The sequence below is a fragment of the Streptomyces diversicolor genome, assembly GCF_057537855.1.
Map to the genome: position 1 here is coordinate 13,806 of NZ_BAAJXA010000031.1, position 26,060 is coordinate 39,865.

The 26,060-nt window shown below is 73.0% G+C and carries 28 protein-coding genes; 14 read left to right on the top strand and 14 right to left on the bottom strand.

Annotated features, from left to right (window positions below):
- Positions 1–189 precede the first annotated feature (189 nt).
- Positions 190–615: a GNAT family N-acetyltransferase gene (locus AC27LF_RS30945; protein ID WP_479660889.1), complete on the bottom strand. Its 426-nt coding sequence runs from the start codon at positions 613–615 to the stop codon at positions 190–192.
- 231 nt (positions 616–846) lie between these two features.
- On the opposite strand from AC27LF_RS30945, the gene AC27LF_RS30950 reads away from it, so the two are divergent.
- From AC27LF_RS30950 to AC27LF_RS30960, 3 genes are all read left to right on the top strand, one after another.
- The gene (locus tag AC27LF_RS30950) at positions 847–2,025 is read left to right on the top strand and encodes an acyltransferase family protein (RefSeq protein WP_479660888.1); all 1,179 of its coding nucleotides are present in this window, start codon (positions 847–849) and stop codon (positions 2,023–2,025) included.
- A gap of 165 nt (positions 2,026–2,190) precedes the next feature.
- Positions 2,191–2,433, top strand: coding sequence for a toxin-antitoxin system HicB family antitoxin (locus tag AC27LF_RS30955; protein ID WP_479660887.1), 243 nt, complete (start codon positions 2,191–2,193; stop codon positions 2,431–2,433).
- A gap of 4 nt (positions 2,434–2,437) precedes the next feature.
- Positions 2,438–2,812: a fic family toxin-antitoxin system, toxin component gene (locus tag AC27LF_RS30960; protein ID WP_479660886.1), complete on the top strand. Its 375-nt coding sequence runs from the start codon at positions 2,438–2,440 to the stop codon at positions 2,810–2,812.
- A gap of 55 nt (positions 2,813–2,867) precedes the next feature.
- Here the strand turns inward: AC27LF_RS30960 and bioD are convergent, their stop codons facing one another.
- Genes bioD through bioB form a run of 3 tightly spaced genes read right to left on the bottom strand, consistent with a single transcriptional unit; the run spans position 2,868 to position 6,049 of the window.
- Positions 2,868–3,602: a dethiobiotin synthase gene (gene bioD, locus AC27LF_RS30965; RefSeq protein ID WP_479660885.1), complete on the bottom strand. Its 735-nt coding sequence runs from the start codon at positions 3,600–3,602 to the stop codon at positions 2,868–2,870.
- A 1-nt stretch (position 3,603) separates the two neighbouring features.
- Positions 3,604–4,884 (bottom strand): adenosylmethionine--8-amino-7-oxononanoate transaminase, encoded by a 1,281-nt coding sequence (locus tag AC27LF_RS30970; RefSeq protein WP_479660884.1) that lies wholly within the window; start codon positions 4,882–4,884, stop codon positions 3,604–3,606.
- Positions 4,877–6,049 carry a biotin synthase BioB gene (gene bioB, locus AC27LF_RS30975; protein ID WP_479660883.1) on the bottom strand — a complete coding sequence of 391 codons (1,173 nt, stop codon included), beginning with the start codon at positions 6,047–6,049 and terminating at the stop codon, positions 4,877–4,879. The genes AC27LF_RS30970 and bioB overlap by 8 nt, the downstream gene beginning before the upstream one ends.
- A gap of 146 nt (positions 6,050–6,195) precedes the next feature.
- Between bioB and AC27LF_RS30980 the strand changes: the two genes are divergently transcribed.
- A complete protein-coding gene (locus tag AC27LF_RS30980; protein ID WP_479660882.1) occupies positions 6,196–7,323 on the top strand; it encodes an 8-amino-7-oxononanoate synthase in 1,128 nt (375 codons plus the stop codon).
- Positions 7,324–7,398: 75 nt separating this feature from the next.
- On the opposite strand, the gene AC27LF_RS30985 is transcribed toward AC27LF_RS30980, so the two are convergent.
- Both AC27LF_RS30985 and AC27LF_RS30990 read right to left on the bottom strand, forming a co-directional pair.
- On the bottom strand, positions 7,399–7,623 hold the full coding sequence (locus AC27LF_RS30985) for a DUF397 domain-containing protein (RefSeq protein ID WP_479660881.1): 225 nt from the start codon (positions 7,621–7,623) through the stop codon (positions 7,399–7,401).
- A 9-nt stretch (positions 7,624–7,632) separates the two neighbouring features.
- Positions 7,633–8,493, bottom strand: coding sequence for a helix-turn-helix domain-containing protein (locus AC27LF_RS30990; protein ID WP_479660880.1), 861 nt, complete (start codon positions 8,491–8,493; stop codon positions 7,633–7,635).
- Between the two features lie 212 nt (positions 8,494–8,705).
- On the opposite strand from AC27LF_RS30990, the gene AC27LF_RS30995 reads away from it, so the two are divergent.
- Entirely contained in the window at positions 8,706–9,164 is a 459-nt protein-coding gene (locus AC27LF_RS30995) for an ATP-binding protein (protein WP_479660879.1), read from the top strand.
- 2 nt (positions 9,165–9,166) lie between these two features.
- Here the strand turns inward: AC27LF_RS30995 and AC27LF_RS31000 are convergent, their stop codons facing one another.
- The 3 genes from AC27LF_RS31000 to AC27LF_RS31010 all read right to left on the bottom strand — a co-directional run bounded on the left by AC27LF_RS31000 (position 9,167) and on the right by AC27LF_RS31010 (position 11,149).
- Positions 9,167–9,640: a C40 family peptidase gene (locus tag AC27LF_RS31000; RefSeq protein ID WP_479660878.1), complete on the bottom strand. Its 474-nt coding sequence runs from the start codon at positions 9,638–9,640 to the stop codon at positions 9,167–9,169.
- Between the two features lie 560 nt (positions 9,641–10,200).
- Positions 10,201–10,509, bottom strand: coding sequence for a hypothetical protein (locus AC27LF_RS31005; RefSeq protein ID WP_479660877.1), 309 nt, complete (start codon positions 10,507–10,509; stop codon positions 10,201–10,203).
- A 7-nt stretch (positions 10,510–10,516) separates the two neighbouring features.
- Complete coding sequence (locus tag AC27LF_RS31010; protein WP_479660876.1) at positions 10,517–11,149, bottom strand: ATP-dependent Clp protease proteolytic subunit; 633 nt, start codon at positions 11,147–11,149, stop codon at positions 10,517–10,519.
- 140 nt (positions 11,150–11,289) lie between these two features.
- Here AC27LF_RS31010 and AC27LF_RS31015 point away from each other — a divergent pair, with 140 nt between their 5' ends.
- The 8 genes from AC27LF_RS31015 to AC27LF_RS31050 all read left to right on the top strand — a co-directional run bounded on the left by AC27LF_RS31015 (position 11,290) and on the right by AC27LF_RS31050 (position 19,333).
- Entirely contained in the window at positions 11,290–11,568 is a 279-nt protein-coding gene (locus AC27LF_RS31015) for a type II toxin-antitoxin system Phd/YefM family antitoxin (RefSeq protein WP_479660875.1), read from the top strand.
- Between the two features lie 1,167 nt (positions 11,569–12,735).
- A complete protein-coding gene (locus AC27LF_RS31020) occupies positions 12,736–13,038 on the top strand; it encodes an urease subunit gamma (RefSeq protein WP_479660874.1) in 303 nt (100 codons plus the stop codon).
- Positions 13,039–13,051: 13 nt separating this feature from the next.
- Positions 13,052–13,363 (top strand): urease subunit beta, encoded by a 312-nt coding sequence (locus AC27LF_RS31025; RefSeq protein WP_479660873.1) that lies wholly within the window; start codon positions 13,052–13,054, stop codon positions 13,361–13,363.
- Positions 13,356–15,077 carry an urease subunit alpha gene (locus AC27LF_RS31030; RefSeq protein ID WP_479660872.1) on the top strand — a complete coding sequence of 574 codons (1,722 nt, stop codon included), beginning with the start codon at positions 13,356–13,358 and terminating at the stop codon, positions 15,075–15,077. The genes AC27LF_RS31025 and AC27LF_RS31030 overlap by 8 nt, the downstream gene beginning before the upstream one ends.
- Positions 15,077–15,751 (top strand): urease accessory protein UreF, encoded by a 675-nt coding sequence (locus AC27LF_RS31035; RefSeq protein WP_479660871.1) that lies wholly within the window; start codon positions 15,077–15,079, stop codon positions 15,749–15,751. The genes AC27LF_RS31030 and AC27LF_RS31035 overlap by 1 nt, the downstream gene beginning before the upstream one ends.
- A 410-nt stretch (positions 15,752–16,161) precedes the next feature.
- Complete coding sequence (gene ureG, locus AC27LF_RS31040; RefSeq protein WP_479660870.1) at positions 16,162–16,839, top strand: urease accessory protein UreG; 678 nt, start codon at positions 16,162–16,164, stop codon at positions 16,837–16,839.
- Positions 16,827–17,618 carry an urease accessory protein UreD gene (locus tag AC27LF_RS31045; RefSeq protein ID WP_479660869.1) on the top strand — a complete coding sequence of 264 codons (792 nt, stop codon included), beginning with the start codon at positions 16,827–16,829 and terminating at the stop codon, positions 17,616–17,618. The genes ureG and AC27LF_RS31045 overlap by 13 nt, the downstream gene beginning before the upstream one ends.
- A gap of 119 nt (positions 17,619–17,737) precedes the next feature.
- A complete protein-coding gene (locus AC27LF_RS31050; protein WP_479660868.1) occupies positions 17,738–19,333 on the top strand; it encodes an alpha/beta hydrolase in 1,596 nt (531 codons plus the stop codon).
- A 43-nt stretch (positions 19,334–19,376) separates the two neighbouring features.
- On the opposite strand, the gene AC27LF_RS31055 is transcribed toward AC27LF_RS31050, so the two are convergent.
- The 5 genes from AC27LF_RS31055 to AC27LF_RS31075 all read right to left on the bottom strand — a co-directional run bounded on the left by AC27LF_RS31055 (position 19,377) and on the right by AC27LF_RS31075 (position 23,159).
- Complete coding sequence (locus AC27LF_RS31055; protein ID WP_479660867.1) at positions 19,377–20,402, bottom strand: NAD-dependent epimerase/dehydratase family protein; 1,026 nt, start codon at positions 20,400–20,402, stop codon at positions 19,377–19,379.
- Positions 20,403–20,584: 182 nt separating this feature from the next.
- A complete protein-coding gene (locus AC27LF_RS31060; protein ID WP_479660866.1) occupies positions 20,585–21,310 on the bottom strand; it encodes a lysophospholipid acyltransferase family protein in 726 nt (241 codons plus the stop codon).
- 51 nt (positions 21,311–21,361) lie between these two features.
- Positions 21,362–21,907 carry a hypothetical protein gene (locus tag AC27LF_RS31065; RefSeq protein WP_479660865.1) on the bottom strand — a complete coding sequence of 182 codons (546 nt, stop codon included), beginning with the start codon at positions 21,905–21,907 and terminating at the stop codon, positions 21,362–21,364.
- Complete coding sequence (locus AC27LF_RS31070; protein ID WP_479660864.1) at positions 21,904–22,794, bottom strand: hypothetical protein; 891 nt, start codon at positions 22,792–22,794, stop codon at positions 21,904–21,906. The genes AC27LF_RS31065 and AC27LF_RS31070 overlap by 4 nt, the downstream gene beginning before the upstream one ends.
- Positions 22,791–23,159 carry a hypothetical protein gene (locus AC27LF_RS31075; RefSeq protein WP_479660863.1) on the bottom strand — a complete coding sequence of 123 codons (369 nt, stop codon included), beginning with the start codon at positions 23,157–23,159 and terminating at the stop codon, positions 22,791–22,793. The genes AC27LF_RS31070 and AC27LF_RS31075 overlap by 4 nt, the downstream gene beginning before the upstream one ends.
- Positions 23,160–23,182: 23 nt before the next feature.
- Between AC27LF_RS31075 and AC27LF_RS31080 the strand changes: the two genes are divergently transcribed.
- Complete coding sequence (locus AC27LF_RS31080; RefSeq protein WP_479660862.1) at positions 23,183–26,050, top strand: CHAT domain-containing protein; 2,868 nt, start codon at positions 23,183–23,185, stop codon at positions 26,048–26,050.
- The last annotated feature ends 10 nt before the right edge of the window (positions 26,051–26,060 follow it).

The window sequence follows — 26,060 nt, forward strand, 5'->3', positions numbered from 1 at the left end:
CACACCTTTCGTCACCGGGGCAGGGGGGCCGGGCGGCCCCATGATCCTTCAATAGTAAAGGACGAGCAAAGGGTGCCGGCCGGTGAGCCGGGCCCCGGCCGCCGCCCGCTCCCTTCCGGTACCCGGCGCCCCGCCGCGCATGCCGCGCGGACCGGGGCGGGGTGTGTCACCGGGGGCTAAGGCGCGTGCTCACAGTGGTTTGACCCAGCGCCGCCAGTGGTCCTCGCGGTGGTAGCCGGCCGCGCCCCAGGCGTGATGGGCCCGCTCGTTGGCCTCCAGGACCATGGCGTCGACCCGTCGGCCCCCGAGGGCGGTGAAGCGCTGTTCGGCCGCTTCGAGCAGGGCGGTGGCGATGCCCTGCCGACGGTGCGCCGGGTGCACGGCGAGCCGGTACGCGGAGCACCGCCATCCGTCGAAGCCGGCGATCACCGTGCCGACGAGGAGTCCGTCGCGCTCGCGCTCGGCGAGGAGCAGCGCCTCGGGGTCCCGTGCGATGAGCCGGCCGACTCCGTCGTGGTCGTCGCTGATGCTGGTGCCTTCCGCGGCCTCGCGCCAGAACCGCAGCACGGCGTCGATGTCGGCCGGGACGGCACAGCGGATGTGGAGATCACTCATGCGGCGAGCCAAGCAGAGCGCCCCCCGGCCTGGCGAACGGTTTCCGCCGCGGGCGCGCTGCCCGCGCAGTGAGACGAAGTGAAGCAATGGAAAACGTTGCGCGACCGGCAGATGAGAGATGTGGTAACTCTCTGTCACGGCATGCGTAATTTATTCTTTCCTGCCCCGATGGCGCGGAAGGCGTGGACGTAGCGTGAACCGTCCGTGGGCCACAAGGCCCGAGGTTGTCTCATGAGGGATGGCTTAGCCCTGATGCACGCTGTGGACGGCAGCTCGTCGACATCCACCGGCGGCGTCGCACTCGCCGAGCGTTCGCCCCAGCCGGAGTCCGCGTCGAAGCGCGCGACCGCCGGGCGGGCCCGCCCCCGGCTGTACGTCGTCGACGGCATCCGCCTGGCCGCCGCCCTGATGGTGGTCCTGCACCACTACGCCGGCACCAAGCGGGCCGACCGGCCGGGCAACGCGATCTGGGACCGGCCGGTGTCCGATCTGATGCCCACGGTGTTCCGGTTCGCCTCCTTCGGCTGGATCGGCGTCGAGATCTTCTTCGTGATCAGCGGTTTCGTCATCTGCATGTCCTGCTGGGGCCGCACCCCCCGGCAGTTCTTCGTCTCGCGGGTGATCCGCCTGTACCCCGCCTACTGGTTCGGCGTCGTCTTCACCACGGGCGTGCTGGTGGCGCTGCCCGGCGTGTGGGACCGGCTCGCCCTGCGCGACGTCCTGCTCAACCTCACGATGCTGCAGGCCGGTTCGGGCGTGCCGAACGTCGACCCCGTCTACTGGACCCTCTGGTCGGAGCTGCGCTTCTACCTCCTGTTCCTGGTCGTCGTCGCCATGGGCCTGACGTACCGCAGGGTCGTGGTGTTCTGCTGTGTGTGGGGCGCGGCGGCGATGCTCGCGCCGGTCGCCGAGCTGCCGCTGCTGAATCTGGTGGCCGACCCGAGCGGCGCCTGGTACTTCATCGCCGGCCTCGCCCTCTACCTCATGCACCGCTTCGGCCAGGACCTGATGCTGTGGGGCATCCTGGCCATGGCGTGGCTGATGGGCCAGCGGGAGCTGGGGATGCGGGTGGAGTACGAGGGTGTCTCCAGCTGGCGCGGAGCCGTACTGATCTTCACCGTGTTCATGCTGGTCATGGTGGCCGTCGCGCTCGGCCTGACCGACCGCATCCGCTGGAAGTGGCTGGTCACCGCCGGCTGTCTTACCTACCCGCTCTATCTGATGCACTACGTGGCCGGTACGACGCTGATCCACCGCCTGCGCGACACGATGGACGTCCGGCTGGTGGTCGCCGTCGTGATCGCGGCCTTCCTGGTGCTGAGCTGGCTGGTGCACCGGCTCGTCGAGCGCCCGGTCGCCCGGGTCCTGAAGAGCGGACTCGACGCCTCGTTCGCAAGGGCCGCCCGCTAGGCGCTCCGCTGGAAGGGCCGCGCTGTGCCGTCGGTCGTCTGCGGCACTGCCCCGCGCGGCCGACGCGGCCTCCGCCCCAGGCCGGGTCCCCGCTACCGGTGCAAGGGGCAAGGCCCGGGGCGGCCCGCTTGCCGCCGCTAGCGGTCCGGCGCTAGCGTCAGGGGTATGGCCAAGACCCAGCTGAACGTACGCGTGGACGAGGGCACCGCCCGGGCCGCCCGCGAGCGCGCCCAGGCCCGCGGCATGAGCGTCAACCGCTATATCGAAGAGCTGGTCCGGCAGGACACCGGGGAGGCCGGCCGCACCTTCGTGGAGGCAGCCGCGGACTTCATGAAGCAGTACGAGGGCGTGTTCGCGGAGGAGTTCGGCGAGGACCGCGGCACCGGCCGGAGCGAAGGCCGGCGCTGATCCGTTGAACGACCTGAGCATCGATCTCGCCTGGCTGCTCATGCTCGCGGAGCAGAAGACACCGGGGGACCCCCAGGTCACCGACTGGGGCGCGCTGGTCGCCGCGGTCGCCCGGCACCGGGCCGAGATATTCGACGTCCCCGTCTACGAGGGCCCGCACGCCCGCGCCGCCGCCCTGCTCCAGCTGCTGATCCATGTGCCCGCGCTGGAGCGGTCCAACGCCCTGTTCGCCTCCGCCGTCGCCTACGCCTATCTCGTCGCCAGCGGCCTGAAGGTCACCACCTCGCCGGAACAGGTCCGCGATCTGGCCCGGCTGGTCAAGGACGGGGAGGCGTCGGTGTCCGACATCGCACGGCGGCTGCACCACTGGACCCTGTGACCCGGCCCGGCCGACGCCCGCCCGCTCCTGCCCGCCGTACCCGAACGCCGCTCCGTCACCGTGGCGGGCCCGCGGGCGGAGCCTGCCGGGTCCGGAAGGACGCCGCGTCCCAGGTGCCCTCAAGGCGCGGGGACAGCCACGTCGGGGCCGCCCTGCGGAACTCGGGCGGTGGCAGGGCGCCGGCCCCGGCCGGCAGGGCGCCGAGCAGCGGGGCGTCTGCCACCTGAGGCAGATCCGCGAGATTGCACCGCGCGGCGAGATCGGCGGACCGGGGCCAGCTGCCGATCACCACCCCCAGCAACTCCACGGCACGCGCGCGCAGTTCACGCGCCGTCAGCTCCGTCGTGTTCAGCGTGCCCAGGCCGGCCGACGCGACCACCAGCACCGGCGCCGCGAGCAGCCGGGCCACGTCCGCCAGGGTGCCGCCCGCCGCGTCGAACCGCACGAGCAGCCCGCCCGCTCCCTCGACCAGCACCAGATCGTGCTCGGTGGCCAGCTTGGCGGCGGCGTCGGCGACCTCGCAGGGACGCACGGGGGCGAGGCCGGACCGCCTGGCCGCCGTCCACGGCGCCAACGGCTCCGGATAGCGGGCCAGTTCGGCCGCCGTCACCGGGCCCGCGAGCCGCGCCGCCTCGTCCGCGTCCCCGCGCTCGCCCGGCCTCAGCCCCGTCTGCGCCGCCTTCAGCACGGCCACCGACCGGCCGGCCGCCAGCGCGGCGGCGGCCACCGCCGCGGTGGTGACCGTCTTGCCGACCTCCGTGCCCGTGCCCGTGATCACCAGAACCGGCATCTCAACCCTCCCGCGCCGCCGCGCACACCGCGGCCGCGATCCGTGCCACGTCCTCGTCACCGGTGACATACGGCGGCATCGTGTACACCAGATCGCGGAACGGCCGCAGCCACACGCCCGCCCGCACGGCCGCCGCTGTGGCCGCCGCCAGGTCCACCTCGTGGTCGAGCTGCACCACGCCGATGGCGCCCAGGACCCGTACGTCACGCACCCCGGGCAGGTCCGAGGCCGGCGCGAGACCCCTCCGCAGGCCCGTCTCGATCCGCTTGACCTCCGTGCGCCAGTCCTGCCCCAGCAGCAGCTCGATCGACGCGCAGGCGACGGCCGCGGCCAGCGGATTGCCCATGAACGTCGGGCCGTGCGCGAGGACCGGGACCTCGCCCCGGGAGATCCCCGCCGCCACCCGCGCGGTGCACAACGTCGCCGCCATCGTCAGATACCCGCCGGTCAGCGCCTTGCCCACGCACATCACGTCCGGCGTCACGGCCGCGTGCTCCGCGGCGAACAGCGTGCCCGTCCGGCCGAATCCGGTCGCGATCTCGTCGAACACCAGCAGCACGTCATGCGCGTCGCACGCCTCCCGCAGCACCCGCAGATACCGGGGCGAGTGGAACCGCATCCCGCCCGCGCCCTGCACCACCGGCTCCACGATCACGGCGGCCAAGTCGTCGGCGTGCCGCCCGATCAGCTCGCGCAACCGCTCGGCGTACGCCTCCTCGTACCCGGCCGGCGGCGGGTCGGCGAAGACCTGGCGCGGCAGCACCCCGGCCCACAGCCCGTGCATCCCGCCCTCGGGGTCGCATACGGACATCGGCTGCCAGGTGTCGCCGTGGTAGCCGCCCCGCCAGGTCAGCAGCCGGCGCTTTCGGGGGCGGCCGAGCGAGCGCCAGTACTGCAGGCACATCTTGACCGCGACCTCGACCGAGACCGAGCCGGAGTCGGCGAGGAAGACATGCTCAAGCCCGTTGGGTGACATGTCGACAAGGAGCTTCGCGAGCCGGACGGCGGGCTCGTGCGTGAGCCCGCCGAACATCACATGGCTCATCCGCGCCAGCTGGCCCCGCGCGGCCTCGTTGAGCACCGGGTGGTTGTAGCCGTGGATCGCCGACCACCAGGACGCCATGCCGTCGACCAGCTCGCCCGAGCCGTCGGCCAGTCGCAGCCGGACCCCGCTCGCCGACGCCACGACGAGCGGTTCGGCGCGCCCGGGCATCGGGCCGTACGGATGCCACACATGCCGCCGGTCCAGTTCCAGCAGCGCGGGGACGTCGAGGTCAGGCATTGGGCGCGAGGTCCGTTCCGGGGCCGCGGCGGCGGACGGCGACCAGGTCGGTGCGCGCCTCGCTCTCCCGTGGCGGGGAGACGGCCGCACCGCACCCGCCGCCGCCCTCGTGGGTCCGGCCGCCCTGCTCGGTGTGCGATCCGCAGCCGCCCGCTCCGGCCGCCCGGTGCTCCGGCAGCGTCACCTCGTCGGCGCCCTCCACCACGAACCCGGCGTCCGCGATCATCTCCAGGTCGGCCCTGCCCGCCTGCCCCTCGCTGGTGAGGTAGTCGCCGAGGAAGACGGAGTTGGCCAGGTGCAGCGCGAGCGGTTGCAGGGTGCGCAGATGCACCTCGCGACCGCCGGCCACCCGGACCTCGACGTCGGGGCAGACGAACCGGACCATCGCGAGGATGCGCAGACAGCGCTGCGGCGTCAGGTTCCACTCCTTGGCCAGCGGGGTGCCCTCGAACGGGATCAGGAAGTTCACCGGCACCGAGTCCGGGTCCAGCGCGCGCAGCGCGAAGACCACGTCGACCAGGTCCGCGTCGCTCTCGCCCATGCCCGCGATCAGCCCGGAGCACGGGGACAGCCCCGCCGCGTGCGCCTTGTGCACCGTGTCCACCCGATCGGCGTACGTGTGCGTCGTCGTGATGTCCGCGTACGTTCCCTCGGAGGTGTTGAGGTTGTGGTTGTAGGCGTCGGCGCCGGCCGCGCGCAGCCGCTCGGCCTGGCCGTCGGAGAGCAGACCGAGGCACGCGCAGACCTCGACGCCCTCGTTGCGTTCCTTGATGGTCCTGATCGTCTCGGACACCCGGTCCACGTCCCGGTCCGTCGGGCCCCGGCCGCTGGCCACCAGGCACACCCGCTTGGCGCCGCCGGCCAGGCCCGCGGCGGCGGCCTCGGACGCCTCGTCCGGCCTGAGCCAGGTGTACTTCAGGATGCCGGCCGTCGAACCCAGCCGCTGCGAGCAGTAGGAGCAGTCCTCGGGACACAGACCGGACTTGAGATTGACCAGATAGTTGAGTTTCACGCGCCGGCCGAACCAGTGCCGGCGCACCCGGCCGGCCGCGGCCACCACGTCGAGCAGGTCGTCGTCCGAGGTGGCGAGCACGGCGAGTGCCTCGTCGCGGGTCGGCGGCTCGCGCCGCAGGCCCTTGTCCACGAGCGTGTTCAGGAAGTCCATGGGGTCCGATCCTGCCCTGCGGGAGCGGTCCCGGCCAAGGAGGGTTCATACAACGCCGACGGTTCGACGTGTGGGCATGGCCACACAATGGACGGCAGACGGCCCGGCTAGGGTCTGTTCACTGCCTACAAATCCCCGGAGGAACCATGGCGTTCGGCTGGATCGACGAGCAGGCCAGGCTGCGCCGCCGTGCCGGACTCGTACGCACGCTGCGCCCCCGTGCCGCCGACTCGCCGCTCCTCGACCTCGCGAGCAACGACTACCTGGGCCTGGCCCGGCACCCGGAGGTCATCGCGGGCGCCGCCGACGCGGCGCGCGCCTGGGGCGGCGGAGCCACCGGCTCGCGACTGGTCACCGGCAGCACGGAGCTGCACGGCGAACTGGAGCGCGAGCTGGCCGCCTTCTGCGGCTTCGAGGCGGCCCTTGTCCTCTCCTCCGGATACGCCGCGAATCTCGCCGCGGTCACCACGCTGGGGCCGCACGGCTGCCTGATCGTCTCCGACGCGGGCAACCACGCCTCCCTCATCGACGGCTGCCGGCTGGCCCGCGGTGTCACCCAGGTGGTCGGGCACGCCCACCCGGAGGCGGTGCGCAAGGCGCTGGGCCCGCACGAGGGGCCCGCGCTCGTCGTCTCGGACACGGTCTTCTCGGTCGACGGGGACGCCGCGCCGCTCACCGCCCTCGCCGAGGCGTGCCGGGAACACGGCGCGGGGCTGCTGGTGGACGACGCCCACGGTCTTGGCGTGCTGGGGGACGGCGGCCGGGGAGCTGCGCACGCGGCCGGTCTCGCGGGCGCCGACGACGTCGTCGTCACGGCCACCCTGTCCAAGTCGCTGGGCAGCCAGGGCGGCGCCGTGCTCGGCCCAGCGCGGGTGATCGACCACCTCGTCAACGCGGCCCGCACCTTCATCTTCGACACGGGCCTCGCGCCCGCCGCGGCGGGCGCGGCGCTCGCGGCCCTGCGCCTGCTGCGCCGCGAACCGCAGCGGGCGGCACGCGCGCGTCAGGTCGCCGCCGAACTGCACGCACGACTGACCGCGGCGGGCCTCCAGGCGGTGCGCCCGGACGCCGCGGTCGTCTCCGTGCGCGCGCCGTCCCCGGAGGAGGCCGTCCGCTGGGCGGACGACTGCCGTGCGGCCGGCCTCACCGTGGGCTGTTTCCGTCCGCCTTCCGTTCCCGACGGTGTCTCACGGCTCAGGCTCACCGCCCGTGCGGACCTCTCCGGGGCGGACATCGAACGCGCTGTAAGGGTGATCGGCGGGGCGCGACCATGAGTCGGCGTGACACGGCCGTGCGCCGCCCGGGCGGAATCGGTCAGTAGCGGTCGGTCGGACGGGGCGGTACGGGGGTCAACACAACGCGGCGAGGAAGTCCGCCCAGCTCTCGGGGGAGAAGAGCAGCGCGGGCCCGGCCGGGTCCTTGGAGTCGCGCACGGCGAGCAGTCCGGTCAGCGGACCGGAGCGCGGCCGTGCCGTCTCCACGCAGTTGTTGGCTCCCGTGCTGTAGCTGCTGCGCAGCCAGCGCACAGCGGGCAGTTGGGCAGTGGAAGGTACGTTCCGAGGCAGTGCGGTCATGGTGCCTCCTTACGCGCCGTCACCTATCGCGGCGATGTAATCCAACGAGTCCTCGGGCGAAAGGGCGTGGATCTGAAGGGAGTTGAAGGCCTCCGTGTAGGCCTGGAGGTCTTCTTTCCGTTCGAGGTAGAGGCTACTCGTCAGCTGGTCAAGAACAACAACATCCAGATCAGAAGTGCTCCGAAATGAGAAGATAACGAAAGGCCCGGTGATGCCGATGTGTGCTCCGGCGGCAAAAGGCAGCACCTGGAGCCTTACCTGCGGCAGCCGTGCCGCCTCCGTCAGCCGTTCCAACTGCCGTGCCATGACGCCCGGTCCGCCGACCTCCCGGCGCAGCACCGCCTCGTCCAGCACGGCGCTCAGCTCCAGCGGCGGCTGCGAACGCAGCACGTCCTGCCGGGCGAGCCGCACCTCCACCAGCGCGTCCAGCCGGTCCTCGTCCAGCGCGTCCACCGCGGCCCGGGTCACCGCGCGGGCGTACTCGGGCGTCTGCAGCAGCCCGGGCACGACCGACGTCTCCAGCGTGCGCATCCCGCTGGCCTGCGACTCCAGGCTGATGAAGTCCCGGTAGGTGGGCGGCAGCACCCCGCGGTAGGCGTGCCACCAGCGGTGTCGATCGCCTGCGTCCTCGGACCCCGCCAACACCAGCAGCAACTCCCGCAGTTGGGCGTCCCGCACGTCGTACGCGTCGAGCAGCAGCCGCACATCGGTCGGTTTCACGCCACTCGCGCCCGTCTCGACGCGGCTCACCTTCGACTGGTGCCAGCCCACCAACCGGGCCGCCTCACCGCTCGTGAGACCGGCGCCGGTGCGCAGGGCGCGCAGTTCGGCGCCCAGTTTCCGGCGGCGTACCGCGGGACCGTGCTGCATGGGCAACTCCTTACTCCTTACGAGCCGCCCAAATACGGTCTGCCGTCGCAGAGTTCACCGCTTCGAGCGACAGATATATGCATATCCCGGTGGATGCCCCGCGTGACCGGCGCACTGATGGCAGTCTGGCCACGAAGCACCAGTCCGGGACCGTACTCGAACCATCCGCTCCGTGTCGGACTGCGGTCCCGTGGGAAAGGGACGACACCGCCATGGCAGACCATCTGGAAGCATCCATCACTCTGCCGAGCGATCCCGCCTCGGTCTCCGCGGCCCGCGCGCATGTGCTGAGCACCCTCGTGGAGTGGGGTCTGCCGTCGGACACGGACGCCGCCGAGACGATCCGCCTCATCGTCTCCGAGCTGGCCACCAACGCCGTGCAGCACACCTTCGGCCAGTCACCCACCTTCACGGTCGACCTCGCGCTCGACCGTGACGCGCGTCTGCGCATCGGTGTCACCGACAGTCATCCGCGCTTCCCGAAGAGACTCCCCGCGGCCGTCCAGCAGGACAACGGCCGCGGCATGGTCATCATCCGCTGGCTCACCGCCGAAAGCGGCGGCAAGCTGCGCGTCCGGCCCACCCGCGAGGGCGGCAAGACCATCACCGTGGAACTGCCCTGGACCGTGCCGGCCCACCCGGTGACGGCGGTGGGCCGGCAGGAACCGTAGGGTCAGCCGACCCGGCCGTACCAGACGCTCCGCGTCCAGATCTTCTGCAGCCGCACCACGTCCCCGGTCTTCGGGGCGTGCCAGATCTTCCCATGACCCGCATAGATGCCCACGTGGTAGACGTTGGAGCCCGAATGGAAGAACACCAGGTCCCCGGCCTTGCGGCTCTTGGCCGAGATGTGGCGCGTCTTGTTGTACTGCTGGGCGGCCGTGCGCGGCAGGGCCTTGCCCGCCTTCTTGAACGAGTACAGCGTGAGCCCGGAGCAGTCGAACCTGCGCGGCCCGGTGGCGCCCCACTTGTACGGTGACCCCTTCTTGGACGCCGCGATCCGCAGCGCCTTCGTCGCCGTGGTCGCGGCCTCCGCGTCGGACGCGAGGCCGGGGACCACGATCGAGCCGCCCACGGCGGCGAGGGTCAGTGCCGAGGCCGTACCGGCCCGGGCCATCAGCGACGGGACACGATTGAGCGCAGTCATGCGCAACCCTTCGTCAGCCGCCTGTGAAGGATGACCTGTCGGATTCGGGCTGGCGAAGTTGCCCGGCCGTGTCGCCACGGCTTCACCCCAAGGGCTGCTCGGAACGGAACAGCGTCCGCTCCGGCGACCCGTCTTGCTCGGGTCCTCCACTCCTGCCGATCCACTCCTGTCGACCGGTCATCCGGGCGGCGGCAGGACTCGGCGTCCGCCCGGACCGCCCCGCCGCGGTGGCGGGGGCTTGTCGTCAGACAGGGATCTTCACTCACAACTGTCCGAAAATCCCAACGGAACCGGGGATGTGTGGCGTTGTTCACCACTCAGCCGTTCGGCTGGACAGTGCTCTGTTCGATACCCGGCCGAGGGGGCTGCGCACCCCCGGACCAGCGCCGAAGCACCTCGGCGCGGCTGTCGACCACTCGCCGTACCCAACTCTCCCGCGCCCGAAAAAGGAAGCCGGGCTACGCCGAACAGGGGTAGACCGTTTGGACCGTTTCGGCCCGTTCTATGACGGCTCGTCGGCTCGTCGGCTCGGCGGCCCGCGGGGGCCCGGTGCGCCCGCGTCAGCCCGCGCCGTCGGGCGGCACGGCGACCCGGGCGGCGCGCCGCTCGCCGTCCAGCACGCGCAGTGCCCGTGCCAGGGTGGCCGTGTGCACCTCGATCTCGCCTCGCGTGTGCATCAGGGCCAGCGCGTCCCGCAGCTCCATCGCGGTGCGCACCAGCGCCTGGGCGGCCCGAAGGCCGTGGTAGGTGTGCTCGGCCCGCGCCGGATTGATCCGGCCGAGCAGGTCGACCGCCTCCAGGTAACGGTCGATCAGCTCGCTCTCGGCCCGGGTCAGGGCGGGCAGCGGCGGCAGTTCAGGCGGCAGCATCCGCGGCTCACCCCGCGTCGGCCGGGCGCGCGGCCCTGCGGCTCGGGATGACCGCGTCCACCAGCCCGTACTCCAGCGCGCCCCGGGCGTCCAGGACCAGGTCCCGTTCCAGGTCCTCGTGGACCTGCTCCGGGGTGCGGCCGGTGTGGCGCGCCAGCATCTCCTCCTGGAGCACGCGCACGCGCGCCAGTTCCTCGGCCTCGATGACCAGATCGCTCGGCTGGCCCTGCACCGGCCGCGCCAGCGACGGCTGCTGGAGCAGCAGCCGCGCGCCCGGCAGCGTATACCGCTTGCCGGCGGTGCCGGCCGCGATCAGCACCGCCGCCGAGGAGCCGGCCTGCCCGAGACAGATCGTCTCCACGTCGCAGGTGACGTACCGCATGGTGTCGTAGATGGCCGTCATCGCGCTGAACGAGCCGCCGGGGGAGTTGACGTACAGCGAGATGTCCTGGTCCGGGGCGCGGTGTTCCAGGTGCATGAACTGTGCCATGACGTCGTTCGCCGCGGTGTCGTCGATCGGTGTGCCCAGGAAGACGATCCGCTCCTCAAGCAGCTTCGCGTACGGATCGAGCGTGCGGAGCCCTGTGCTCGTGCGTTCGGTGAACTCGGGCAGGACGTGGCGGGCGGACGGTCCGGTCATGGCAATACCCCTCCTCGCGGCGCGGCCGCTTGCGGCGACGCCCTCGATGGAAAATGTACAGGACGTACAGACTGGGTGGGTGCGGGTGGGGCGTCCTCGGGGCGGGAAAGGGGTCCGGGGCAGCCCCGTAAGCTGGGGTCATGGCCTACGAGATTCCGGTGACGCAAGCCAGGGCTGAACTCGCCGACCTGATCAACCGGGTGGTGTACGGCGGTGAACGCGTCGTCGTGACGCGCCACGGCAAGCCTCTCGTCGCCCTCGTCTCCGCCGCCGACCTGGAGCGGCTCGAAGAACTCCCGGAACCGGCGGACGAGCAGGTCGTCAGCTCGGTCTCCAGCGTCCGCGAGGCCGCGGGCCCGCACCGCGAACAACGCCGCTTCGGCATCGCAGCCGAACACAGGGGCGCGACGGGCTCCTGACCAAGCACCTCCGCCGCAGACCACCCGCCCGGCACGAGCGCCGCGACCTGCGCCCGGACGGCGGGGCCAGGTGCCGGCCGGGGACGCCGATCGGCTCCGCCGGCGGTTGCGGGGTGGGGGGCGGCGGGGCGCGGATGGCCTATCGGCATCACCGCGCCGCGCGCCGGCCTCGGCTGCGTCTGGGCCCGGGCGGCCCCGTGGGGGCGGGCACGGACGCGCTCAGGATCGATAGGGCAGGCCCGGGGGGCGGGGGGTTGCCCCGCCCCCCCGGCAGGTGCTGGCCGGGGGCCGATTGGCTTCGGCGGTGGTTGCGGGGTGGAGGTGGCGCGCCGGAGTAGGGAGTGTCGGGCGGTGTCACCACGCCCGCGCCGGTCCCGGCTGCCCGCGGGACCCGGCGGCGCCGTGGGAGGGGCCACGGATGTGCTCACGGTCGGCGCGGCCGGGCCGTGCGCCACGGTCTGTGGTCGGCAAGGGGGTCGGTCGTGCGGCGTGGTCTGCGGTCGGCGGCGGGGGTGTTCTGTCCCGGGCGGCAGCCGTCGGCCGAGGATGCCGATGGCTCCGCTGGTGGTTGCCCGGGTGGAGGGAGCGGTGCAGAGCGGGTGGCCGGGCGGTATCACCGTGCCCGTGACGGCAATCGGCTGCTCGCGGGGCACCTCGCGCCGGTCCCGGCTGCCCGCGCGGCCCGGCCGTCACCGCGCCCGCGCCGGCCTCGGCTGCTCGTGGGGTCAAGTGACGCTGCGGGGGCGGCTGCGGATGCGTTCGCGGTCGGTGTGGTCGGGTCGGGTGTCGTGGTCTGCGTCCGGCGGTTCCCCGTGATCACTCGTGCGGCCACCGCATGCGTTCCGCTCGGGTCCGACAGGGTTGCCGCGGAGCCGGTCGCGATCCCCCGGTCGGGCGCGTGGCGGTGCGTTCGCTGTCCGGGCGGCCTCGCGTGGAGCCCGCTCCGGAGCCGGGACTGCGTCGACCGTGCCGACCGGTGCGCCCGTACGGTCCGGTTAACGTCGTTGAAACTCCGGCGCACTAGCGTGCCCGTCCACACCGTCGGAGGTTCTTGTGTCCCGATTGGGTAAGCTCGCCCCATCTGACCCCATGTGAGATTCACCCCTGTCGGCGGTGGCTGCGGCAACCGGACCCGCACGGTCCGGAGCGAGGACTGTGAGGTGGGACGTGCAACTGACCCCGCACGAGCAAGAGAGGCTGCTGATCCACGTGGCGGCCGACGTGGCCGAGCGGCGCCGGGCCCGCGGGCTGAGGCTCAACCACCCCGAGGCGGTCGCGCTCATCACGTCGCACGTCCTCGAAGGCGCGCGCGACGGACGCGGCGTCGCCGAACTGATGGCCTCCGGCCGCAAGGTGCTCACCCGCAACGACGTCATGGAGGGCGTCCCCGAGATGATCCACGACGTCCAGGTGGAGGCCACCTTCCCGGACGGCACCAAACTGGTCACCGTCCACGACCCGATCGTCTGAGCGGGGCACGGCCATGATTCCCGGAGAGATCCTGTTCGCCGACGACCCCGTCGTCTGCAACGAGGGCCGCGAGGTCACCCGGCTCACCGTCCTCAACGCCGCCGACCGGCCCGTCCAGGTCGGCTCCCACTACCACTTCGCCGAGGCCAACCCCGGCCTGGAGTTCGACCGCGGCGCCGCACACGGAAAGCGGCTGAACGTCGCCGCCGGCACCGCCGTGCGCTTCGAGCCCGGCATCCCCGTCGACGTCGAACTCGTCCCGCTGACCGGCGCCCGCGTCGTGCCGGGCCTGCGCGGCCAGACCGGAGGCCGCCTCGATGCCTGAGATCCCACGTGCCGCGTACGCCGACCTGTTCGGCCCGACCACCGGCGACCGGATCCGGCTCGCCGACACCGATCTGCTGATCGAGATCGAGGAGGACCGTTCGGGCGGGCCCGGACGCGCCGGTGACGAGGCGGTCTTCGGCGGCGGCAAGGTCATCCGCGAATCCATGGGCCAGTCGCGTGCCACCCGCGCGGACGGCACCCCCGACACCGTGATCACCGGCGCCGTCATCGTCGACCACTGGGGAATCGTCAAGGCCGACATCGGCATCCGCGACGGCCGGATCACCGGGATCGGCAAGGCGGGCAACCCGGACACGATGGACGGCGTGCACCCCGATCTGGTCATCGGCCCGGAGACCGAGGTGATCGCGGGCAACGGGCGCATCCTGACGGCCGGCGGGATCGACGCGCACGTCCACTTCATCTGCCCGCAGACCGCCGACGAGGCGCTGGCCGCCGGCATCACCACGCTGGTCGGCGGCGGCACCGGACCGGCCGAGGGCTCCAAGGCGACCACCGTGACGCCCGGCCCCTGGCACCTCGCCCGGATGTTCCAGGCGATGGAGCACTACCCGGTCAACGTCGGCCTGCTCGGCAAGGGCAACACCGTCTCGCACGAGGCGATGATGTCGCAGATCCGCGGCGGCGCGCTGGGCCTGAAACTGCACGAGGACTGGGGCTCCACCCCGGCCGTCATCGACGCCTCGCTCACCGTCGCCGACCGGACCGGCATCCAGGTCGCCATCCACTCGGACACCCTCAACGAGGCCGGCTTCGTCGGCGACACGCTCGCCGCGATCGCCGGGCGCGGCATCCACGCGTACCACACCGAGGGGGCCGGCGGCGGGCACGCGCCCGACATCATGACCGTGGTCTCCGAGCCGCACGTGCTGCCCAGCTCGACCAATCCGACCCGGCCGTTCACCGTCAACACCGCCGAGGAACACCTCGACATGCTGATGGTGTGCCACCACCTCAACCCCGCGGTCCCGGAGGACCTGGCGTTCGCCGAGTCCCGGATCAGGCCGTCGACGATCGGCGCCGAGGACATCCTGCACGATCTGGGCGCCATCTCGATCATCTCCTCCGACGCCCAGGCCATGGGGCGCATCGGCGAGGTCGTGCTGCGGACCTGGCAGACGGCGCATGTGATGAAGCGCCGCCGGGGCGCGCTGCCCGGTGACGGCCGCGCGGACAACCGGCGGGTACGGCGCTATGTCGCCAAATACACCATCAACCCCGCTCTCGCCCAGGGCCTCGCCCGGGACATCGGGTCCGTGGAGCGCGGAAAGCTCGCCGACCTGGTGCTCTGGGAACCCGCGTTCTTCGGTGTGAAACCGCACCTGGTCATCAAGGGCGGGCAGATCGCGTACGCGCAGATGGGCGACGCCAACGCCTCCATCCCCACCCCGCAGCCGATCCTGCCGCGCCCCATGTACGGCGCGATCGGACGGGCACCGGGCGCCAACTCGGTCAACTTCGTCGCCCCGGCGGCCATCGAGGACGGGCTGCCCGAACGGCTTGAGCTGGACAAGCGTTTCGTCGCCATCGAGTCGACGCGCGGCGTGACGAAGGCGGACATGAGGGAGAACGACGCACGGCCCCTGGTCCGGATCGACCCCGACAGCTTCGCCGTGCACATCGACGGCGAACTGGTCGAGGTCACCCCGGCCGCCGAACTGCCCATGGCCCAGCGCTACTTCCTGTTCTGATGTCCCGGGCAGCGCTCCTCGTCCTGGCCGACGGCCGCTTTCCCGCCGGAGGGCACGCGCACTCCGGCGGGGCGGAGGCCGCCGTCACGGCCGGGCGGATCACCGATGCCGCGAGCCTGGCGGACTTCTGCCGGGGGCGGTTGCACACGGCGGGGCTCGTGGCCGCCGCGCTCGCCGCGGCGGCGGTGCTCGGCGCGGACCTTGCCGCCCTGGACGCGGCGGCGGACGCGCGCACACCGTCGCCCGCGCTGCGTGGCGCTGCGCGCAGGCTCGGCCGGCAGCTGCTGCGGGCCGCCCGGGCGACCTGGCCGCGCGCCGAACTCGACGCCCTGGCCCGGCAGTTCCCCAAGGGCGTGCACCAGCCGGTGGTGCTCGGCCTGGTGGCTCGGGCGGCCGGTCTTGAGGCGGCGGACGCGGCGTACTGCGCGGCGTACGAAAGCGTGAGCGGGCCGGCGACGGCCACCGTGCGGCTGCTGAGCCTGCATCCGTTCGAGGCGACCGGGGTACTGGCCCGGCTGGCGCCGGAGCTCGACCAGGTGGTCGGGCGGGCGGTGGAGGCGGCCCGGCGCACCGTCACCGACGGCGTCGACGCCCTGCCGGCGACATCCGCACCGCTGCTGGAGATCACAGCCGAGACCCACGCCACCCGACCGGCCCGGCTGTTCGCATCCTGACCGCGCCGCCCACGACGTCTGCCACCCGCCGACCGACCGTTCCCGCCCGCACCGGACCGACCCCGCCTGCCCGCTGACCGACTGTTCTCGCCCGCGCCGGACCGACCGTGCCTGCCCGCCGACCGACTGTTCTCGCCCGCGCCGGACCGACCCTGCCTGCCCGCCGACTGACCGTTCTCGCCCGCGCCGGACCGACCCTGCCTGCCCGCCGGCCCACCGCCGTGCCCGCCCACTCCCGACCGACCGTGACCGCACCACCCGGCTCACCGCCGTCCGCACCCCGCCCGACCGTGGCGTCGCCGCCGCGGTTCCCTCACTCACCCCGCTCCCGACCCCGGCCGCCGCGGCGTTTCGCCCGCGGTCGGCTGACATCCCGGCACCCTGAAGGCCGTTCTGAAGGAGAGTTGTTCATGCATCTCGATCACACCCAGCACGGCCCGGGCGCCGTCGGGGCCGATGCCCGGCGGGCGGACGGATCGCGGCGGGCGCTGCGGATCGGCCTCGGCGGGCCCGTCGGCTCGGGCAAGACCGCCACCGTCGCCGCCCTGTGCCGCACCCTGCGGGACGACCTGTCGCTCGCCGTCGTCACCAACGACATCTACACCCGGGAGGACGCCGAGTTCCTGCTGCGCGAGGCCGTACTGCCGCCGGAGCGGATCACCGCCGTGCGGACGGGAGCCTGCCCGCACACCGCGATCAGGGACGACATCTCCGCCAACCTCGAAGCGGTCGAGGAACTGGAGGACGAGGTGGGGCCGCTGGACCTCGTCCTCGTCGAGTCGGGCGGCGACAACCTCACCGCGACCTTCTCCAAGGGGCTCGTCGACGCGCAGGTCTTCGTCATCGACGTGGCCGGCGGGGACGACATCCCGCGCAAGGGAGGCCCAGGCGTCACCACCGCCGATCTGCTCGTGGTCAACAAGACCGACCTCGCGCCGTACGTCGGCTCCGACCTCGCGCGGATGGCCGCCGACGCGAAGGCGCAGCGGGCCGGACTGCCCGTCGTGTTCCAGTCGTTGCGCTCCGAGACCGGCGTCGCCGAGGTCGCCGCCTGGGTGCGGGAACGGCTCGCCGCGTGGAGGGCGTGACAGTGAGCGGGGTGCGGGCCGCCGCGCGGATCGTCGCCGGGCCGGACGGCCGCGGCGGCACGGCGCTGCCCGTGCTGGAGGGGCGGGGCCCGCTGGCGCCGCGGCGCACCCGGGGCAGCGGCACACAGGCCCGGGTCGTGCTCGTCGGAGCGATGAGCGGGCCGCTCGGCGGCGACCGGTTCGCCGTCGAGACACGGGTGGCCCGGGGCGCCCGGCTGCATGTCGGGTCGGCCGCCGCGACCATCGCGCTGCCGGGCCAGACGAAGGGCGAGGCACACTACGACGTGCGGATCACGGTCGACGACGGGGGCGAACTGCACTGGCTGCCCGAACCGTTGATCTCCGCGGCCGGCAGCGAGCTGTATGTCACCACCCGGGTCGACCTCGCCGCAGGGGCCCGTCTCGTGCTGCGCGAGGAGCAGGTGCTCGGCCGGGCCGGCGAGGAACCGGGGCGGCTCGGCAGCCGGTTGACGGTGCGGCTCGACGGACGCGGCGTGCTCGACCAGGAGTTGACCTGCGGGCCCGGCGCGCCCGGCGGCTGGGACGGTCCCGCCGTCCTCGCGGGACATCGCGCGGTGGGGCAACTCCTCGTCGTACGGCCCGAGTTCGCCGACGACATGCCGGCGGCCCGGCTGCTGGGGGAGGGGGCGGCCGTCTTCCCGCTCGCCGGACCCGCCGTGCTGGTGAACGCCGTGGCCGCCGACGGACTGCGGGTGCGGCGGGTGCTGGACGAGGCGTCGGCGCTGCTCGACCGGGGCGCTCCGCTCAGCGGTACCTGATCGTCCGGCTATCGGATTGGCAAAGAAGGTCAACAACCCCTGTTCCCAGGCTCCTCACAGGGACGAGGATCCCCCTGACATTCGCATGACATTCACCACGACGCAGGGGGAGGGCCCACTTGAGGGAGAACAGACCGAAGAACCGCGTGCTCGCGCTCGGTTCGGCCGGAGCGCTCGTCACCGCGACCCTGATAGCCGGCGCCGTGTCCGCGCCCACGGCCGCCGCCACCTCGGGACACGGCCAGGACCGCGAGGCCCGGGGCGCCGCGATCGCCGCCGAGCGGGCCGCGAAGGCGGGCATCGACTGGCGGGACTGCCCCGCCGACTGGGGGCTCGCCAAGCCCATCCAGTGCGGCTGGGTCACCGTGCCGCTCGACTACGCCAAGCCGGACGGCAAGCAGATCAAGCTCGCCGTCGACCGCATCGGCAACACGGGTACCCCGCAGGAGCGCCAGGGCGCGCTCGTCTACAACCCCGGCGGCCCGGGCGGCTCCGGGCTGCGCTTCCCGACCCGGGTCACCAACAAGAACGCCGTGTGGGCGAAGACGGCCAAGGCATACGACTTCGTGGGCTTCGACCCGCGCGGTGTCGGCCACTCCGCGCCCATCTCCTGCATCGACCCGCAGGAGTTCGTCAAGGCGCCCAAGGCCGACCCGGTGCCCGACTCCGAGGCCGACAAGCTCGCCCAGCGCAAGCTGGCCCGCGAGTACGCGGACGGCTGCTACGAACGCAGCGGCACCATGCTGCCGCACATGACCACGCCGAACACCGCTCGCGACCTGGACGTCATCCGGGCCGCGCTGGGCGAGCGGAAGATCAACTACCTCGGTGTCTCCTACGGCACCTACCTGGGCGCCGTCTACGGCACGCTGTTCCCCGGGCACGTCCGCCGCATGGTCGTCGACAGCGTGGTCGACCCGGCCCGGGACAACATCTGGTACCAGGCCAACCTCAACCAGGACATCGCCTTCGAGGGCCGCTGGCGGGACTGGCAGGACTGGGTCGCCGCCAACGACGCCGCCTTCCACCTCGGCACCACCCGCGCCGCCGTCCAGGCCAAGTGGCTCGAACTGCGCGCCACCGCCAAGAAGAACCCCATCGGCGGTGTCGTCGGCCCGGCCGAACTGCTCTCCTTCTTCCAGAGCGCCCCGTACTACGACTCCTCGTGGGTGCCGGTCGCCACGGTGTTCAGCAAGTACGTCGCCGGTGACACCCAGGCACTGGTGGACGCCGCCGCCCCGGACCTGTCCGACACCGCGGGGAACATCGCCTCGGAGAACGGCAACGCCGTCTACACGGCCGTCGAGTGCACCGACGCCAAGTGGCCCACCAGCTGGCGGCGTTGGGACCGGGACAACACCCGGCTGCACCGCGACTACCCGTTCCTGACCTGGTCCAACGCCTGGATGAACCTGCCGTGCGCGACCTGGCCGGTCAAGCAGCAGACCCCCGTGGACGTGAAGACCGGCAAGGGGCTGCCGCCGGTGCTCATCGTGCAGTCCACCCGGGACGCCGCCACCCCGTACCCGGGCGCCGTCGAGCTGCACAAGCGCTTCAAGGGCTCCCGCCTGATCACCGAGCGGGACGCCGGCTCGCACGGCGTGACCGGGCTGGTCAACCCGTGCGTCAACGACCGGGTGGACGGTTACCTGCTCACCGGCAAGGTCGACGCGGCCGACGTGACCTGCGCGCCGCACGCCACGCCCAAGCCGTGACCGGCTGAGGGGCGGCCGGGACGTCCTCCCGGCCGCCCCCTGCTCACCGTGCGCGCAGCCAGGCGTCCTCGGCCGGGTAGTCGAACAGGTCGGGATACGCCTGTGCCAGCCTCGGAAAGGCCGCGGTCCAGTCGCGCCGGGCCAGTTCGTCCCGGAGCCGGTCGACCGTCTCCGGCAGGCTGCCGGCGTACGTGATGACCGGGCGGTAGTCCAACTCCCGTTCCGCCGCGGTCATGTCGCAGACCACCGGCCGCGGCACCGACCACGGCGTGCTTCCCACGGAGCCCTCGGGCGGCCCGTCCAGCAGGACGGTCCGCGTCTCGACGCCCATCACCTCGTCCACCGCCGCGCCGATCTCCGCCACCGTCGGCGCCTGCGGGTCGCAGGCGTTGAGCACACGCGACCCCGGTCGCGCCGCGGCCAGCCTGACCAGTTCGGCGATGGTGCGGGCGCTCGTCGGGTGGAACCGGCTCCGGCCGCCGTGCGCGAGCACCCGGGTGCCGCGTCCGTCGAGGTTCCGCTTGACGAAGTACAGCTCGCGGGGCAGCGGGCTGTGCGGGCCGTGGACGGCCCCCGCCCGCAGCAGCGTCGTCGGCAACGCGTCCCCGGCGGCGAGGAGTTCACGTTCGAGCGCCGCCTTCCTGGTGCTGTAGGAGGACTCGCCGGGGGGCACCGTGCGCTGGGTCTCCGCGATGGGCACCGGGTACGCGGGGAAGCCGTCCGGCTGGTCCTGGGTGTCAAAGCCCCGTCCCTCGGCGTCCTCGTACACCGACGCCGAGGAGATCACCACCGCGGAGCCGACGCGGCCGGTCAGTGCGGTCAGCTGCCGGGCGTGCTCGGGTCCGTAGGCGACCATGTCGACCACGAGGTCGCAGTCCTCGCCCACCGTCGCGGCCAGGGCCGCGTCGTCGGCGCGGTCCAGCCGGACCGCCCGTACCTCCTTGGGCCAGCGTTCGTCCCGGCCGCCGCTCCGGGAGGCGGCCGTCACCTCCCAGCCGTCCCGCACCAGCGCGTCCACCGTGGGGCGCCCGATCTGTCCCGCCGCCCCGATCACCACAGCACGTCTCATGACCCGACCGTACGGCCCCGGCTCCGCCGCGCCACCCCCGTTCTGCCAACGGCAGAGCCCGACGGCAACGCAGGTCAGCCGTGCGGGTCACTGTGGTGCGCCGTCGTTCGTCTGCGGCTGTGTTGTGGCTGGTCGCGCAGTTCCCCGCGCCCCTTGCGGGGCGCAGGTCCGCGGTTACCGGATCAGCTCAGGGGTGCTCGGGGGAATCTTCGGGGCTTTGTGCCCTCTGTCTCGGTCTGCTCCGCCTTGACCACGGCCGCGTACCGGTCGACGTACTCCTGTTCGGACAGCATCAGGATCGCGTACATGATCTCGTCGGTGACCGCGCGCAGCACCGCCTTCTCGTGCTCCATGCCGGCGTACCGGGAGAAGTCGAGCGGCGTGCCGAAGCGGATGACGACGGGATGGACGTTCGGGACGACCTTCCCCGGCGGCTGCGCCTCGAAGGTGCCGATCATCGCGCACGGGACGACCGGGACACCCGCCTCCAGCGCCATCACGGCGACGCCGACCTTGCCCTTGTACAGACGGCCGTCGTGCGAGCGGGTGCCCTCCGGGTAGATGCCGAGCAGTTCGCCCCGGCGCAGCACGCCAAGGCCCTCGCGGATCGCGGCCCGGCCGGCGTCCTTGCCGGACCGGTCGACCGGGATCTGGCCCGCGCTGCGGAAGAAGAACGCGGTCAGCCGGCCCTTGACCCCGGGACCGGTGAAGTACTCGGCCTTGGCGAGGAACGTGATGCGCCGTTTGAGTATCGCGGGCATCAGGAAGTGGTCCGAGAACGAGAGGTGGTTGCCGGCGACGATGGCCGGTCCGGACGCGGGCACGTTGTCCAGCCCTTCCGTGCGGGGCCGGAAGACCAGCCGAAGCAGCGGCCCCAGCAGCACGTACTTCAGCAGGTAGTAGAACACGGCTCGCCCCTAACGTCGCGTGCACCTGTAGTCATCTGTAACCGTCTTCGGTCACGAGCCCGCCGGGTGCACCCGCATCACGCGCACGCGGCGCCGCTGGAGCCCCGCGACGGTGTAGTCCTCGCGCCGCCACCTGCCGAGGGTGCCGCCCACCAGATCCTCGGCCTCGTCCCGCCGCAGGCCCCGGTGCCTGAACTTGACCAGCGGCGGCTCATAGCCGGGCAGCACGTCGAAGTCGTACACCTCGCAGAATCTCTCGCCGATCGCGCCGTCGGCGGCGTAGTAGGTGACCCATCGGGCGTGGTCCTCCAGCCGGGTGGGGTGCACGCCCGGGTGGCCCAGCACCAGGCCGGCGACGATCGCCGTCACCTCGGGGCATCTGTTGGTGATCGAGGCGACCGGGTCGTTGTCCAGGTCGCCCATGACGACGACCGGCTTCGGCGCGGTGACGGGCCGGAAGACCCGCACATGGTAGTCCGCGTGGCCGTACCAGTGCGGCGACCGGTAGGGCAGCGCGTACTGGTCGATCACCAGGACCGCCTCGTCGCTCGGGGGCGGCGCGTCGGCAAACCCGCGGCGGCGGGAGAAGAAGCTCATGCCCGTTTCCTCAGCAATGTGGTGATCTCGGCGCCGACGTCCTCGGTGAGCGGGCCAGCGCACGGAATGCCGAGGGCTTCCGCGAGCGCTCGGCCGTGCAGGTCGACGGCCGACTCGGTGAGTTCCGCGAACGCCACGCCCGCGGCCCGCGCCCGCCACCAGGCCGTCCCGGCGGTGACGACGCCGACGACCGCGGCCGGCCACCACACGACGCCCACGGCGAGATAGCCGAGCGCCCACGCCACCAGCCGACAGGCCGCGGCCAGCCGCCCCCGGGCCGTGCCGATCTCGGCGCGCACGTCCTCGGGCAGCGTCAGCCACAGCCGGGGCCAGGCCGAGGTGAGGTCGAGCCGGTAGGCCGCCCAGACGCGGGTGTCGACCGCGGCGATCCGGTCGCCCAGCCAGAACGGATGGGTGGGCGGCGCGAGGCTGATCCGGTTGCGCCGGGCGTTCAGCTCACGGGCCCGCGCCGCGGTCGCGTCCGCCTCGGGGCTGTGCTCCGCCCTGGCCGCCGCGACCAGGGCGTGCTCGAACCGCTGCCGCGCGGTGTCCCAGCGCCGGCGGCGCCGGGCGGCGAGCCGGCGGGGCCGGCCGGCCAGCCACGCCCGTTCCACCACGGCGCCCAGCGCGCCGACCGCGAGCCCGAGGCCCGCGGAGCCGGCGAGCAGCCCCGCGAGGACGAGGACCAGCGTGCCGGTGTTGCGCAGCGCGGGCTGTGCCGACAGCCCGTCGAGCCGGTCCAGCAGCAGACCGGTGTCGTACCACCGCCGGTGCCCGAGCGTCACCCCGGCCGCGGTCACGCTCATCAGCAGCACACTGGGGCCGAGCAGCAGGGTGAGCCAGCGTTCCGCCAGCTTGCCGCTCAGGGCCGCCAGGAACCCCGTCACGACCTGAGCCTCGTGACCGCCATCGGCCGCCGGTGCACCAGGCAGTCCACCGGTGCCGCACCCGGCGCCTCGACGCGGGAGCAGGTGCCACCGGGGCAGGCGAGGACTTCGAGAACGGGACGTCCGTCGCCGGCGCCGGGCAGCCGCTCGTAGGCGCGCACCGGGCTGAGGCCCGCCGCGTGCCCGGCCCGCAGCAGCAGCTCGTCCAACGCGTCGAAGTCGTCGGCGAGTTCCGCGGGAGTGGCGCCGCCGCGTATCCGGTCGGCGATGGACTCCGCCCGCGCCCGGATCTCCGGCGAGGTCCGCACCGCGTCGGCTGCGTCGGCCAAACGCTCGCACAGTACGGCGAGTTGGTCAGCGGTCACCGTAGTGAGGATAGCCTCGCGTGATGACCCCCACACCCTTCGACGACGAGATCGAGCGGAACCGGCGGCGGGCCGCGGAGGGCTCGGTGAACGCCATGCTCGACCTGGCCATGGGGCTGCGCGACCGCCACCGGCACACGGGAGATCCGGCGGACCTGCTGGAGGGGATCACCGAGCTGCGCACCGCCCTCGGACACGTCGCCGGCCACCCGGTCGGCCATGTGCTGCGGGTCAACCTCGGCGCCCTGCTGCTGGACCACTACGAGTGCTTCGGTGAGGTGTCGGCGCTGCACGAGGCGATCGCCGCGTGCGAGGAGGCCGTCCCGCACCTCGAAGAGAAGGACCGGCGGGTGGCCGCCACGATGCGGGCCGAGGCGCTGCTCGTGCTGGCCGAGCACACCCGCGACGTCGGGTACGTCGACGAGGCCGTCGCGTCGGCGGCACGACTGCCGCGCGTACCGGAGGTGCTGTTCGTGCTGGGCCGCGCCCTGTACCAGCGGTACATGCTGACCGACGACCCCTCCGTCCTGCCCGAGGCGGCCCGCCTGCTCGACGAGAGCGTACGGACGTCGCCGCCCGGCGACCTCAACCATCTGCTGCGGCTCAACCTCCTCGGTGATGTGCTGCAGACCACCGCCGAACACACCGGTGACGAGTCGGTGCGGGAGCGGGCCGTCGGGTATCTGCGGGCCGCGGTGGCGGGCGCCACACCGGGCCTGTTGCCGGACTTCGAGGTCGACCTCGCCGCCGCGCTGCGGGACCGCGGCCGGTACACCGGTGACGTCGCGGCGCTGCGGGAGGGCGTGGGCCTGCTGCGTGACGTGCTCGCCGCCACCCCGTCCGGCACCCGCCCGTGGGGCAACCGATGCGAGAACTACCTGGTCGCCGTGCATGACCTGATCGAACAGACGGATGACATCGAACTGCTGGACGAGGCCGTGGAGATCGGCAGGTCCGCGCGCGGCCAAGGCAGCAGGGACGCCACGATCCCGCTGCTGCTGGGAATGCTGCACCACGCCCGGTTCCTGCGCACCCGGCTGCACTCCGACCTGACAGCGGCGGTCGCCGCCTTCACCGAGGTGGTCGAGTCGGCCCCGTACGGCGGTTCGGACCACATGGCGGCGCTGGGCAACCTGGGCCGGGTGTGGCTGTCCGCGTACCGCTTCAGCGGCGATCCGGCGGCGCTCGGTCGGTCCGTGACGGCGCTGGGCAGCGCCGTCCGGGCGAGCGCCCCCGGCACCCCCCAGCGCGGCGCCGCCCAGATCAACCACGGTGACGCCCTGTACGCCCAGTACGAGCTGAGCCTGGACCCCGGCGTGCGCGCCGCGGCGGGACACGCCTTCCGCGAGGCGGCCCGCACCGAGGAGTCGCAGCCGATCGTCCGGATCAGGGCCGCACGCGCATGGGCCCGCACCGAGGCGGAGGCGGGACAGTGGAGCCGGGCGCGGGACGCCTACGCGTTCGCGGTCGGCCTGCTGCCGCTCGTGGTGCCGCGGCGTCTCGCCCGCCTCGACCAGCAGCGGCTGCTGGAACAGCTCAACGGTCTCGCCGCCGACGCGGCCGCAGCCGCCCTCGGGGCCGACGACCCGGAGACGGCGGTGCGGCTGCTGGAACTCGGCCGTGGCGTGCTCGGCGGGCAGGTGCTGCAGAGCCGCACCGACCTGTCCCGGCTGCGGGCCGTCGCTCCCGAACTCGCCGAGCGGCTGCGCGACGCATTCGTCCGGCTGGCCCCCTCCGGCCCCGTCGTGGGCGCCGCGGCGGACGAGCGGCACGACCTGGACATCCGGCTGGGCCGGCTGCTCGACGAGGCCCGCGCGCTGCCAGGGTTCGGCGACTTCCTCGCCCCGCCCGAACTGGCCGACCTCCTCGCGGCCGCGCGGAGCGGACCGGTCGTGCTGATCAACGTGAGCGGGTTCCGCAGCGACGCGCTCATCGTCAGGCCCTCGGGCGTCACGGTGGTCGAACTGCCGGGCGTCACACCGGACTCCGTGGCGGAGCGGGCCGCCGAGTTCGGCGCCGCGCTGCGGGCCGCGACCCGTCCCGGGGCGGGCGAGACCGAGGCCCAGAGCACCGTCACCCGGGTGCTCGGCTGGCTGTGGGACGCCATCGCCGAACCGGTGCTGAAACGACTCGGACACACCACGGCGCCGTCCGGCACCTGGCCACGGATCTGGTGGTCGCCGGTGGGACAGCTCGCCCTGCTCCCTCTGCACGCGGCCGGCCGCTCCCCGGGCGCCACCGTCCTCGACCGGGCCGTCTCCGCCTACACCCCCACCCTGCGCGCCCTCGGGCACGCCCGCGCCCGGTACGCCCGGGCACGGGAGGACCTGGTCGTCGTGGCGATCGGCGAGGCACCCGGCGCGAAGGCGCTGCGCGGCGCGGAGCGGGAGGCGAGCGCGATCGCCGCCCTGACCCCGGCCACCCGGCTGACCGGCCCGCAGGCGACGGCCGGCGCGGTCCGCGCCGCGCTCGCCTCGCACGCGTCGGCGCACTTCGCCTGCCATGCGACGAGCGACCCCGACGACCCGTCAGCCGGTCATCTGCTGCTGCACGACGGCCCGCTGTCCGTGCTCGACGTGTCCGCACTGGACCTCACCCATGGACGGCTCGCGGTGCTGTCGGCGTGCGAGACGTCCCTCGGCACGCACCGGATCCCGGACGAGGGCCTGCACCTGGTGTCGGCGTTCCAACTCGCCGGCTACCCGCAGGTCGTGGGCACCCTGTGGCAGGTCAACGATCGTGTCGCCCGGCTGGTCGCCGTGGACCTGCACCAGCGGATCGCGCGGGGCGAGGACGTCGCGACGGCCCTGCACCACGCGGTACGCCGCTGCCGGGAGCGCTACCCGAGGACCCCGACGCTGTGGGCGGCCCACCTGTATTCCGGTCAGTGACGTCCATCTG